We start from the raw sequence: 12,771 nt of genomic DNA on the forward strand, positions 1-12,771 counted from the left end.
GTTAGATCACCTTCTTCCCCGTCTTCGCCTCGTATCGAATTTTCTCTTTCAGTTTATTAATTCCATAAATCAAGGCTGCTGGATTTGGTGGGCAGCCGGGAATATATACATCCACCGGAACAATTTGATCCACACCTTTTACAACAGAATAAGAATTTACATAGGGTCCTCCGGCAGTGGCGCAAGAACCCATTGCAATCACCCATTTCGGTTCAGGCATTTGGTCATAGAGCCGTCTGACAATCGGGGCCATTTTTTTCGTCACAGTTCCAGATACAATCATGACATCCGACTGCCGAGGAGAATTTCGGAAAAAGGATCCAAATCGGTCAAGGTCATAATTTGCGGCTCCGACACCCATCATTTCGATCGCGCAGCAAGCAAGCCCGAAGGTCATTGGGTAAAGGGAATTGCTCCTGGCCCAGGCCTTCACTTGTTCAAGAGTAGTCAAAAAGACATTCCGCTTCATTTCTTCCATTTCTATTGGTGATATATTATCCAATTTTAGTTCCATTTCAGCACCTTCTTCTTCCATGCATAAACAAGCCCTAGTACAAGCATCAATGCGAAAATGAGCATTTCGATCAATGCAAAGATACCGAGCTTATCATAGGCTACCGCCCAAGGATACAAAAATACTGTTTCCACATCGAAAATAACAAACATCAGGGCGAAAATATAATAGCGGACATTGAATTGCACTCGTGAATCGTGAAACGGCTCAATCCCGCTTTCATATGTAGTATACTTCGCGTCGCTTGGCTTGTGCGGGCGCAGAAGCTTCCCCAGAAACAGTGCCACAATTGGCAGCAAAACCCCGAGACACAGAAACACAAAGACTATCAGATAATTATTCTGATATACATTCAGCAGATCCATGCCTATCCCCTCCAATGTTGTAGAATTTTCACACTTGTTAAACATGTAACCGAATTCATTATAGCATTGTTGCATTTGTGTGTCGACAAAGCCAGGAAGAAAAAGAGTACTGGACTTCTTCCCCTTTCTTTCTATTTCGATAAATTTCTTCAGCCCCTGACCTATTTCGCAAATTCCCCTTCATCCCGGTTGCCGTGGCGGCGCTATGCAGCGTAATTCGATCAATTATCAATCACTCACCGCCAGTCGGCGTTTAAGCCCTTCTATCCCTACTATATGTATTCAGTACAGACCTTTTTCATATCTACTTAGTTTATAGTCTATCCATACAAGTTTTGCTGACACTCACTGCTATTGGTCTCCCGGGTGCCTGTTCAGGCTAAAAAACCGCCTGATTGTTGGTGAACACAATCGTTCAGGCGGAGTTCCTTCTAATATTCATACTGTTTCTTGTAATCGGACGCTTTCTTATAGATGGATTTACCGGAATAATTTTTAGTAGCTGCATCAACAGTGGTATCAATAATGACCCATTTCTTCAGCTCTTTGATATAAACCTCGTTCCAGGCATGCAATCCTTTTGCATTTGTGGAATAGCCGGTAACGAGCTTTGCAGGAATTCCCTGGCTCCTGAGCATCGAGCCGAACAGGGCTGCATAATCGTAGCAAATCCCTTTCTTACTCTTATAAGTGGTATTAATATTTGGCAAATATCCACTTTTCACATTACGGTACTTTTCATAATCATATTTCACATTGCGGGCAACATAGTTTTGGATTGACCTAACCTTGTCCTCGGTCCTTGTCTTTCCTTTTACAAGCTTTGAAGCAGTCTTAATCGGTGACATGGATCTTGTCCACTTTACATTCTGGACGGATTGCAGAAACACAGTTTTAGAGTCTTTCAGTTTGAGGGTTACCTTTTTTGAGGTTACTGATTTATAGTAATTTCCAGTTGTTTGTTGAAAAACGGTTACGGTGTATTCACCATTTTTCATTTGCAGCGGGAACTGTGTAAGGGTACCGTTATTAGGCAGATTGTAATAATACGTTTTTCCGTTCTTGGCAACCCCTACTTTGGCCTTTTTACCGGATTTGGTTTTGAAGCCTACAGAGATAATTCCCTTGGCAAGGGAATTCGTGTTGATTGTCGCTTCAGTCTGGGTTTGAGAAGTGGCAAGGGCGGCCTGTGCAACAGTCGATTCGAGGGGCAGAAATAACAAAAGAACAACCAGCAGACTTATAAATTTGCGCAAAAAAACTCTCCTTTCGGTAGCTAGGCTGCCTTTCCTTAATTCCGGTGAAGGCCCTATAGCTTTGCGTCCCTGCCTTTCAACAGGTTTGCCCTTTCGTAAAAGAGTGATTCTATTCTCTTTGTCTATTATTATAACTGAGCAAACACCATATATCTACAATTTTCTTGAATAATTTCCCATATTGAAAAGGTTGTCGACTTAAGGAACCAGCCTTGCATGGATAATTAATCGGTGAGTAGCTTTGTCAACTGGATCACAGGTAATCAAGGTCAATAATTGGTCTTCACCATTTCTCTTTAAGACAGATGTATCATCCGGAGAAACGATGGAGGAATTGAAAATAGTATACTTGAATGTCTGACTCCGGTCCTTGATTACTATTGTGTCACCTTCCTCCAGCTCTCCAAGTCTGTTGAACATCCTGCCGAAGGTCCTGCTTCTATGAGCGGCAATTGCGGCATTCCCTTTCTCCCCGGGATAGTCAGTCCCCGTCAAATGACCGGCTCCATACCTCATATTCTCCTGGGAAGCCCCTTTAAGGATAGGGAGCCTGACACCTATTTTTTCAATTTCTATCGTCCCCAATATTTGTGGTTTTTCCGCTTCAGCTTTCTTTTCAGTTTTTTTATCCGATTGCACAGATTCCTCCTGAGCCGATGTATCCACTGCTAGAACAGGGGCTTCTGTCAATGCCTCCGAGAAGATATCAGTAAGCTGGCTAAAGCTGTTTATTGCCTCCTTCGCTTCCAGAAAACCATTCTCTCCATTTTCCCAATCTCGTATCATCTTTTGTTGAAGATAGTCGATGTACAGGTTTTTTCCAGAGGGGTAGCAGATTATTGTCAGGCCTGAGAAAATTAAAAGGAATGCCAATGCTTTTTTCATCAATTCTTCCCTCATTTCAATCTATTACTTAATAAAAAGAGGGAGAAGCAGTTCTCCCTCCACATACACCTATTATGCAGGATTCCTCCTCAAAGTTCGGAGCATTCCTCCTCCCGCAAGGCACAGGAGTAACCCAGCCAGGTAAAATCCAATTGCGCTATTCTCACCGGTTTGCGGCAATTCCCCGCCAACTCCTCCTACTCCACCTTGAGGGTTGTCATCCGAAATGATCGGCCCTTCTGATGGAACACTTGGTGATACCGGGCCGCCTGGCACTGCAGGTTCTTCAATTATCACACCGCCACCGTCATCAGGCTCATCACATTTTAGCTTGATTGTTATTTTATTTCCGTTAAAGACTAATTCTGATTCATTCAGTTCCGAGAGAAGGATGGTGTAGTGTTCTCCTTCAATTGTTACCATCAGTCCTTCGACATCCTCTTTTTCGATATCTTTTAGTTTAAGAAGCAAAGTCTGCAAGTCTCCATCAACATTAAAGTCTACTGTTCCTCCGTCTTTCAAAATGAGAGCTGCCTTCTCAATCAAACCAATACAGTTTCCAAGAATAACTTCAACATTCAATTCTACTGGCTCCTCGATCGGTGGATGTTCGGTCTCACAGTCCACCTTGATAACTATGGTTCCGTTATCCTTTACTTCTTTCGTCACATTTGGATCTGATAGGAGGTATGTTTTTATCTTATCTGCCGCCTTCACTTTCACACCCTTAATATCATCTAAACTTATTTTTTCCAATTGCATTACCAAATCCATCAGGGAAGTATATTCTAACTCCCTGCCATCAGCTAGCAGCAGCCATGCTTTGTCCACTATCCCGATACAATCATTAATAATCAGCTTCACTTCTATTCGTTCAGGCTGCTCGACTGGCGGTGCTTTTGGACAGTCAATCGTAATAACAATCGTGCCGTTTTCCTTAACCTTTACCTTAACGTTTTGGTCTGAAAGCGAGTAGATTATTAACTTTTCGCCTACTTTCACTTTAATACCCTTGAGGTCTCCATTGTCGATGCCCTCGAGCTTAAGGATACTGGTGAACGAAGGAAACTCCACTTCTTTATTGTCTGTTAAAATGAGCCACGCCTTATCTACTATTCCATAACAATCTTTCAGAACCAATTTAATTTTGGTTGCTTCAGGCTTCTCGGTAGGGGGTTCATCTGACTTACACTCTATTTTAAAAACAATTGTCCCGTTTTTGTTTTTGGGAGATTCGACTACCACTTCCTCTTTTTCAAAAATAAGTTCTTTACCATCCTTTAGGACAACACCCACCTTGTCGATATCATCAAGAGTTATATCCTCAAGTTCAATTGTGTTCTTTTCAAGGTTGATTCTAGTGCCATCGTTAAGAATGAAAAAGGCATAATTAACAAGTGGCATGCAGCCTTTAATAAAATTCACTTTGAATTTCGCTGGCTTGTCCTTTTCAACAGGAGGGTTTTCACCGCTTTCTGGAGGGGCTGCTTCTTTACAGACAATCTTGAATACAACTGTTCCATTTTCATTTTTAGGGGAGTCTACTAAAACGTCTTCCCTTTCAAATACAAGCACTGTCCCGCTTTTTAGGACAACCCCAACCTTATCAATATCCTTTGTTTCAACATCCTTTAAAGTAATAATATACTTATCTAGTATTATTTTTTTCCCATCTGTCAGGATGAAGAAAGCATGGTCCGCCAATGGCATACAACCCTTGATTAAGTTGACTTTATATTTATTAGTTTTGCTGTTTCCGTTGTCCCCTCCATTCCCAGGTGGATTATCTCCATCACCAGGAGGATTGCTGTCGCCCGGTGGATTATCTCCTTCGCCCGGAGGGTTGCTGCCTCCCGGAGGATTATCTCCGTTTCCTGGCGGTTTCTCTCCATCACCCGGTGGGGTTGTTCCTTCTTCCGGAGGGCCTTCCTCCCCTTTTGGAGGATCAATATTTTTATAATAAAAAGCAATATGGCTAATTCCTTTATTATTCGGCGCAGTTAAGCCTGTCCCTGATGTCGCCCCTTCTGGATATGGAGTCTCTATGCCGCCTCTTCCTCCTTTTACATAAACAAAGTAAACAGGAATGTTGGAGGTCCAAGATACCGCTTTAGCTTCCTTTTTCTTTGCATTTGTTTCAAACTTCAAATTGAGTTCCAGGTTTCCCCCATGATGCTTATAAACACCATCCTTCCAGGACTCTGAATCCACCTTAAACATTTCATAACCTTCCTTAGGCTGCGCAGCTCCTCCATTACTTTTATTGTTGGCTGAAGCAGCCCCATTTGGAAGTAGGTTAAAAATCATAAGCAATACTAAGAAAAGTAGTGATGTGATTTTATATGTTTTTCTTTTCAAAGACAGTCCCCTCTTTCTTTATTCTTTAATTGTATTCCGAATATTCAGTCTAATTTTGAGACACCTCCCCCAGAATGTTCATTATTCCAAATGGCATTAGCCATTAAGGACCTATTAAAAACAACAAAAAGCTGCCAGAAATGAGTCCTGGCAGCTGGACGACCATGATCAAGTTACTGATTACAGGTTCCTAGGCTTTGCGTCCCATCCTTTCAGATGGTTTGCCTTTTTCAATATGTATTGGAATAAGTTTTATGGAGTTGCTCCTGTTGGCTTATTTATTACAATATTTGAGATACCCGGCCAAACTCTTGAATAAACCAATTTAGAAAAAATAATACAAATAAACTATTTTTTACCATTACCTAATTTCCCATATAAATAATAAAATTTTTGCTAAGCTAAAAAAGGCTGATTACAGAAGCCGCCGCTTGTGGACGACTCTGTAATCAGCCTTCGTTATCTAATCTTATAATCTTCTTTCAGCAACAGTCAAACGGTTGATAGCTCTTTGCAGAGCAAGCTCAGCCCGTCTGAAGTCGACATTTTCCTGCTGTCGCTCTCTGAGCCGCTGTTCAGCACGCTCTTTCGCACGCAGGGCACGCTCCACATCAATGGCACTGGACTGTTCAGCAGCCTGGGCCAGAATTGTTACCTGGTCTGGACGGACTTCAAGGAATCCACCGCTTACTGCAACAAATTCGGTTTTTCCATCCTTTTTCATCCTTACAGCACCAATTTCCAGCGGAGCAACCATTGGAATATGGCCGGGAAGGACTCCCAGTTCACCGCTCTGGGCCTTCGTGCTGACCATCTCAACATCAGATTCATATACCGGGCCATCGGGAGTTACAACACTGACTTTAATCGTCCTCATTTTTCACCCTCCTGGCTGGTTTAAACCTCTACACCCATGCGTTTTGCTGCTTCAACAACATCTTCAATGCGGCCGACGAGGCGGAATGCATCTTCAGGAAGATGGTCGTATTTGCCGTCAAGGATTTCACGGAAGCCTTTAACTGTTTCTTTAACTGGCACATATGATCCAGGCTGGCCTGTGAACTGCTCAGCAACGTGGAAATTTTGTGACAGGAAGTTTTGAACACGACGCGCACGGTGTACAACAAGCTTGTCATCATCACCGAGTTCGTCCATACCCAGGATTGCAATGATATCTTGCAGTTCCCTATAACGCTGCAGAGTTTGCTGTACTTGGCGGGCAACTTCATAGTGCTCTTCACCAACAATTGATGGCGACAAGGCACGGGAAGTCGATGCAAGCGGATCCACCGCTGGATAAATACCCATTTCGGAAAGCTTACGCTCAAGGTTCGTTGTTGCATCCAGGTGGGCGAAAGTAGTAGCCGGGGCCGGGTCTGTATAGTCGTCGGCTGGTACATAAATTGCCTGAATGGATGTAACAGAACCTTTGTTTGTAGATGTAATACGCTCTTGAAGGCGTCCCATCTCTGTTGCAAGCGTCGGCTGGTAACCAACCGCTGAAGGCATACGGCCAAGCAAAGCAGATACTTCGGAACCCGCCTGAGTGAAACGGAAGATATTATCCATGAAGAACAGTACATCCTGGCCTTGCTCATCACGGAAGAATTCAGCCATTGTCAATCCAGTCAGGGCAACACGCATACGCGCGCCTGGAGGCTCGTTCATCTGGCCAAATACCATTGCTGTTTGTTTAATAACGCCTGAATCAGTCATTTCGTGGTATAGGTCGTTACCCTCACGAGTACGCTCCCCAACACCTGCGAATACGGAGATACCGCTGTGCTCCTGGGCAATATTATTAATCAATTCCTGAATAAGAACCGTCTTACCTACACCGGCACCACCGAAGAGACCAATTTTTCCACCTTTGATATATGGCGCAAGAAGGTCTACAACCTTAATTCCTGTTTCAAGAATTTCAACCTCTGTAGAAAGCTGATCAAAAGTAGGCGCTTCACGGTGGATGGAATCCCTGCGTGCACTTTGAGGAACATCCTCTTTAAGATCGATTGTCTGGCCAAGCACGTTGAATACACGGCCTAGTGTTACATCACCAACGGGAACAGAAATAGGTGCTCCAGTGTCGGTAACTTCGATGCCGCGAGTTAGGCCATCAGTTGAAGCCATTGCAATTGCGCGGACAGTATCATCACCCAAATGAAGGGCAACTTCCAATGTCAGATGGATATCCACTTCCGATTCGTTGCGCGCTTTGGAATTAATAGTTAATGCATTATAGATTTCCGGAAGTTTACCGCTTTCGAACTTTACGTCAACAACCGGACCCATAACTTGCAGGACGTGTCCTGTGTTCATCGTTTTCCCTCCTATCGTTAGAAAAACCGGCTAGCTTTTTAGCCCTCGTTTTTCTTTTGCGTTAGAAAAGTACGAACTGATACTTTCCTATTTGCGATAATCCGAAAGCCGGAATTAAAGTTTCATTCCAGGCGCTTTAAAAAGGCGGGAGAACGGCGGGACACCCCGCACCACTACCCGGCCTATTACATCCTTCCCAATAGAGGAAGAAAACCTTTATCTACTCCAGCGCGGATGCCCCGCCGACGATCTCGGTAATTTCCTGAGTAATCGCGGCCTGGCGTGCACGGTTATATGTCAAACTGTAAGAACTGATCAATTCATGGGCGTTATCTGTCGCATTCCTCATTGCTGTCATCCTTGCAGCATGCTCGCTTGCTTTAGAGTCTAGAAGAGCTCCATAAATCAAGCTTTCAGCATATTGTGGAAGTAGAACGTCCAGAATCTCTTCAGCGTTTGGTTCGAATTCATAGGATGTAAGCTTTGATGACGCTGCAATATCCGTCAGCGGCAGTAACTTTTTATGAGTAACGTCCTGTGAAATTGCACTTACATAATGGCTATAGTACATATGAAGTTCATCGAATGTACCATCAGAGAACATTCCGACCGTATTGCTGGCAATTTCTTTAATATCATCGAATGACGGCTGATCCGAAATTCCGACAATATCCAGCACAACGTTCATGCCCCTTTTCAAAAAGAAGTCGCGGCCCACCCGGCCTATTGCAATAATTCCGAACTCATCGTTGGATTTATGGCGCTCTTGGATGGCCTGAAGGCTTTGACGCAAAATATTGCTGTTGAATGCCCCGGCAAGGCCCCTGTCAGAAGTGATAACAAGATAGGCGGTCTTTTTTACCGGGCGATGCTGAAGCATTGGATGATTTGAATCCTTGCTGCCAACAGCTATGGAAGCTGTTACTTCCTGGATTTTCTCCATATATGGGACAAATGATTTTGCATTGGTCACACCCCGGTTCCACTTAGCAGCAGATACCATCTCCATTGCTTTGGTGATTTGGCTTGTCTTTTTTGTGGAGTTTATCCGGGATTTTATATCGCGTAATGATGCCACTCTTCTCTCACCACCCTTTTCTCAAAGTTCGGCGCGGGGGCATACTCCCCCGGGCCTTTTTGTGTTGGAGAATAATTTTTCAAAGCTAAACGAGTGCTTTCGCTTTTTCTAATTATTCAGAAACTGCAAATGTCTTTTTGAAGTCATTGATTGCAGATGCCATATCGTCGTCCGATGGAAGTTCCTTCGTTGTACGGATATGATCCAACACTTCTTTGCGGTTATGGTCGAGCCAGGAATGGAATTCGGATTCAAAACGGCGAATATCACTGACAGGAATATCATCAAGGAATCCACGAGTCAGCGCATACAGAATTGCAACCTGCTTTTCAACAGCGAGCGGCTTGTGAAGATCCTGCTTTAGGACTTCTACTGTACGGGCACCACGGCCAAGCTTCGCCTGGGTAGCTTTATCAAGATCAGAACCGAATTGGGAGAATGCCTCCAATTCACGGTATGAAGCAAGGTCAAGACGAAGTGTACCGGAAACCTTCTTCATTGCCTTGATTTGTGCAGAACCCCCTACACGTGATACAGAAAGACCGGCATTAATCGCCGGACGTACGCCGGAGAAGAATAGGTCAGACTGAAGGAAAATCTGTCCATCCGTGATGGAGATAACGTTTGTCGGAATATAAGCAGAAACGTCTCCTGCTTGTGTTTCAATGAACGGCAATGCGGTGATAGAACCAGCACCTTTTGCATCGCTCAACTTAGCAGCACGCTCAAGCAGGCGGCTGTGCAAGTAGAAAACGTCCCCTGGATAAGCTTCACGGCCTGGAGGGCGGCGGAGCAGCAAGGAAAGCTCACGGTACGCTGCTGCTTGCTTGGAAAGGTCATCATAAACGACTAGCACGTGCTTGCCATCATACATGAATTCCTCAGCCATTGATACACCAGCATATGGAGCTAGGTACAATAGAGGAGCTGGCTGGGATGCAGCCGCAGTAACAACAATTGTATAATCAAGAGCACCGTATTTACGAAGTGTTTCAACCGCATTTCGTACAGTTGATTCTTTTTGTCCGATTGCAACATAAATACAAATCATATTCTGGCCTTTTTGGTTGATGATTGTATCAATCGCAACCGTTGTTTTACCAGTTTGACGGTCACCGATGATAAGCTCACGCTGGCCGCGGCCAATTGGTACAAGAGCATCAATTGCCTTGATACCGGTCTGCAGCGGCTCATGAACAGATTTACGGTCCATAACCCCTGGAGCAACCGCTTCAATAGGACGAGTCTTAGTTGTATTGATTGGGCCCAATCCATCAATCGGTTGGCCAAGAGGGTTAACAACGCGGCCAATCAGGGCGTCCCCTACAGGTACTTCCATAATACGGCCAGTACGGCGGACTTCATCGCCTTCGCGAATTTCCGTGTATGGTCCAAGGATGATAATACCAACGTTATTTTCTTCAAGGTTTTGTGCCATTCCCATAACGCCGTTCGAAAACTCAACAAGTTCTCCAGCCATGACATTGTCGAGGCCATGAGCACGAGCAATACCGTCACCCACCTGGATAACTGTACCAACATCACTCACTTGAATTTCCGACTGATAGTTTTCGATTTGCTGTTTTATCAGCGCACTAATTTCTTCAGCTTTGATGCTCATGAGTTTCACCCCTATCTACAAATCTAGGTCAATAATTTACGTTCAAGACGGTCCAGCTTGCCGCGCAGGCTGCCGTCGAAAATTCGGTTTCCAATGCGTACCTTGATTCCGCCAAGAAGATCGGTATCAATGATATTCTCAATCCGAAGCGCACGCTTGCCTACCTTAGCGGCAAACGAAGCAGATAGTGCTATTTTCTCTTCATCAGAAAGTGGACGAATACTATAGACCTTCGCCTCGGCAATCCCTCTCGCATTATTTGCGAGATCGATATACCCGTCAGCAACACCTGGAATTTCATTTTCACGATGGCGGTCAATCAGTATCATTAACGTGTTTTGCACATATGGATTAATACCTGTAAAAGCACCTTTTACAATGACTTTCTTCTGGTCCAGAGATAATCTCGGGGATTTAAGCACTGCATTTAACTCACTATTGGAATTGAAAACGTCCCTAACAACCCTCAGGTCTTCTTCAATCACATCCAGCAGGCCCTGTTCTTTAGCCAGCTTGAACAAAGCCAGCGCATAGCGTTTTGCAATCATGGAAGTGCTCATCGGCCTTTTCCTGCCTCTTGGATAAATTCATCAATCAGCTTCTGCTGATCTTGCTCACCTAGCTCACGCTCAATGACTTTAGAAGCAATCAAGACAGAAAGTGAGGCAACCTGCTCGCGGATAGCTGCAACAGCCTGTTCCTTTTGCTGCTCGATTTCCATCTTAGCAGATTCTTTAATCCGATCAGCCTCTGTACGGGCAATCGCAATGATTTCCTCGCGCTGGACATCTCCCTGCCTGCGGGCATTTTCAATAAGGCCTTGAGCCTCAACACGTGCTTCTTTCAGAAGTTCGCGCTGTTCTTCAAGTTGTTTTTTAGCTTCAAGATTTGCTCTTTCAGCCTGGCTTATTTCATTTGATATATGTTGTTCACGCTCTTGCATGATGCCCATCAGCGGTCCCCATGCGAACTTCTTGAGCAATGCCAACAGAATTATGAACATTACTAATTGGAAAAGAATATCTCCGCCGTTAAAAAGGGGCGCTTTTTCGCCATTCTCGGCCACACCCAAAACTAAACTTGTCAACACCCTCGAGTCACTCCCTTCAAGAGTCATACAATTTCCGGATACATATATGATTTGGATGGCTATCTGCTTTTTTGATAGAACTGTAGTCGCACATATTTGGCAAACTGGTTTTTCTACATAAAAAAGCAAAAAGTATCCCAAACTACTTTCAACTAAAATACACTGCCCTATGTAAGGAAGGAAACCCGTTGCCTGCCTTCAAAGATAAGGGCATAAAGCAATGGCGAAGGTTCATTATGGAATGATCTTCGCCATTATTGAACATTGAATAGCTTTATTGGCCTAGAACCATGAATGCGATAACAACCGCGATGATAGGAATCGCCTCAACCAACGCAACCCCGATGAACATAGTTGTTTGAAGCATACCGCGAGCTTCAGGCTGACGTGCAATACCCTCGACTGTTTTAGAAACGATAAGACCGTTACCGATACCTGCACCTAGTGCTGCCAAACCAATTGCAATTGCTGCTGCTATAAGACCCATTTAAAAGTTCCTCCTTAGTGTAAGGTAAATAGTGGTTTTGTTTGTCCAAAACTTGGACGGGTATATATTAATGGTCACTGCTGACTTTATGGGCCAGATAAACCATCGTTAACATGGTAAAAATAAAAGCCTGAATGGCACCGACAAAGACTGAGAAGCCCTGCCACGCCAGCGTTGGAATAACTGCGGCAAGATTGCCCCAGAATCCGGTTGCCAATCCTCCTGCAAGCAAACCAAGTAAGATTTCCCCCGCATAAATGTTACCGTAAAGACGAAGTCCTAACGTTAAGGTATTAGCAAATTCCTCAATGAGCTTAATTGGGAACATGAACCAGAATGGCTGGAAGAATTCCTTGCTGTACCCCTTCAAACCCCTCATTTTCACACCGTAATAGTGAGACAGCCCTACAACCAGAGTTGCAAGTGTCAGGGTTATGACCGGATCTGCAGTTGGAGATTTCCACCAAAGTTCACCTTTAATGACGACTGAGAATGGCAGCCCAAGCATGTTTGAGACAAATATGTACATTATCAGGGTAATGCCGAGGATATGGAATCTTCCTCCAGTTTTCCAGTCCATGGTACTATTAATGATGTTCTTTACAAAATCCATGACCCACTCCATGAAATTCTGCATACCAGTCGGCCTCATTGCCAGCTTACGGGTTGCCAGCAACGCTATAAGGAACACAATGGCTGTTGCTACCGTAATCATTAAAATGTTTGCCAGATTGAAATACAGACCAAAAAACGGACCCACTATTGGATTTTCATGATGCAATAGTATTCACCTCGCTT

At 44.1% G+C, this 12,771-nt stretch carries 13 protein-coding genes and 2 riboswitches; all 13 genes read right to left on the reverse strand.

Annotation, left to right across the window (positions count from 1 at the left end; translation table 11 throughout):
- Position 1 precedes the first annotated feature (1 nt).
- The gene (locus tag TY16_RS02060; RefSeq protein WP_043930038.1) at positions 2 to 514 is read right to left on the reverse strand and encodes a NuoB/complex I 20 kDa subunit family protein; all 513 of its coding nucleotides are present in this window, start codon (positions 512 to 514) and stop codon (positions 2 to 4) included.
- The gene (locus TY16_RS02065; RefSeq protein WP_043930040.1) at positions 505 to 879 is read right to left on the reverse strand and encodes an NADH-quinone oxidoreductase subunit A; all 375 of its coding nucleotides are present in this window, start codon (positions 877 to 879) and stop codon (positions 505 to 507) included. Before TY16_RS02065 ends, TY16_RS02060 begins: the two co-directional genes overlap by 10 nt.
- Positions 880 to 1,310: 431 nt before the next feature.
- Positions 1,311 to 2,135 (reverse strand): transglutaminase-like domain-containing protein, encoded by an 825-nt coding sequence (locus tag TY16_RS02070; RefSeq protein WP_043930041.1) that lies wholly within the window; start codon positions 2,133 to 2,135, stop codon positions 1,311 to 1,313.
- 12 nt (positions 2,136 to 2,147) lie between these two features.
- A riboswitch (cyclic di-GMP riboswitch) is annotated at positions 2,148 to 2,235 on the reverse strand.
- A gap of 98 nt (positions 2,236 to 2,333) precedes the next feature.
- Positions 2,334 to 3,020, reverse strand: a complete 687-nt coding sequence (locus TY16_RS02075; protein WP_043930042.1) for a class D sortase — start codon at positions 3,018 to 3,020, stop codon at positions 2,334 to 2,336.
- A gap of 72 nt (positions 3,021 to 3,092) precedes the next feature.
- Positions 3,093 to 5,378 (reverse strand): LPXTG cell wall anchor domain-containing protein, encoded by a 2,286-nt coding sequence (locus TY16_RS02080; protein WP_043930043.1) that lies wholly within the window; start codon positions 5,376 to 5,378, stop codon positions 3,093 to 3,095.
- A gap of 146 nt (positions 5,379 to 5,524) precedes the next feature.
- Positions 5,525 to 5,614: riboswitch (cyclic di-GMP riboswitch) on the reverse strand.
- Between the two features lie 233 nt (positions 5,615 to 5,847).
- On the reverse strand, positions 5,848 to 6,255 hold the full coding sequence (locus TY16_RS02085) for a F0F1 ATP synthase subunit epsilon (RefSeq protein ID WP_043930044.1): 408 nt from the start codon (positions 6,253 to 6,255) through the stop codon (positions 5,848 to 5,850).
- Positions 6,256 to 6,275: 20 nt separating this feature from the next.
- Positions 6,276 to 7,697, reverse strand: a complete 1,422-nt coding sequence (atpD, locus tag TY16_RS02090; RefSeq protein ID WP_043930045.1) for a F0F1 ATP synthase subunit beta — start codon at positions 7,695 to 7,697, stop codon at positions 6,276 to 6,278.
- Between the two features lie 220 nt (positions 7,698 to 7,917).
- Positions 7,918 to 8,775, reverse strand: coding sequence for an ATP synthase F1 subunit gamma (atpG, locus tag TY16_RS02095; protein WP_043930046.1), 858 nt, complete (start codon positions 8,773 to 8,775; stop codon positions 7,918 to 7,920).
- A gap of 112 nt (positions 8,776 to 8,887) precedes the next feature.
- Positions 8,888 to 10,396, reverse strand: coding sequence for a F0F1 ATP synthase subunit alpha (gene atpA / locus TY16_RS02100; protein ID WP_043930047.1), 1,509 nt, complete (start codon positions 10,394 to 10,396; stop codon positions 8,888 to 8,890).
- 23 nt (positions 10,397 to 10,419) lie between these two features.
- On the reverse strand, positions 10,420 to 10,956 hold the full coding sequence (locus tag TY16_RS02105; protein ID WP_043930048.1) for a F0F1 ATP synthase subunit delta: 537 nt from the start codon (positions 10,954 to 10,956) through the stop codon (positions 10,420 to 10,422).
- On the reverse strand, positions 10,953 to 11,513 hold the full coding sequence (gene atpF, locus TY16_RS02110) for a F0F1 ATP synthase subunit B (protein WP_043934444.1): 561 nt from the start codon (positions 11,511 to 11,513) through the stop codon (positions 10,953 to 10,955). The genes TY16_RS02105 and atpF overlap by 4 nt, the downstream gene beginning before the upstream one ends.
- Positions 11,514 to 11,760: 247 nt before the next feature.
- Positions 11,761 to 11,973: a F0F1 ATP synthase subunit C gene (gene atpE, locus TY16_RS02115; protein WP_043930049.1), complete on the reverse strand. Its 213-nt coding sequence runs from the start codon at positions 11,971 to 11,973 to the stop codon at positions 11,761 to 11,763.
- 67 nt (positions 11,974 to 12,040) lie between these two features.
- Positions 12,041 to 12,754, reverse strand: coding sequence for a F0F1 ATP synthase subunit A (gene atpB, locus TY16_RS02120; RefSeq protein ID WP_043930050.1), 714 nt, complete (start codon positions 12,752 to 12,754; stop codon positions 12,041 to 12,043).
- Between the last annotated feature and the right edge of the window lie 17 nt (positions 12,755 to 12,771).

Source organism: Bacillus sp. EB01 (assembly GCF_000613125.1).
Lineage (GTDB): Bacteria > Bacillota > Bacilli > Bacillales > Cytobacillaceae > Bacillus_D.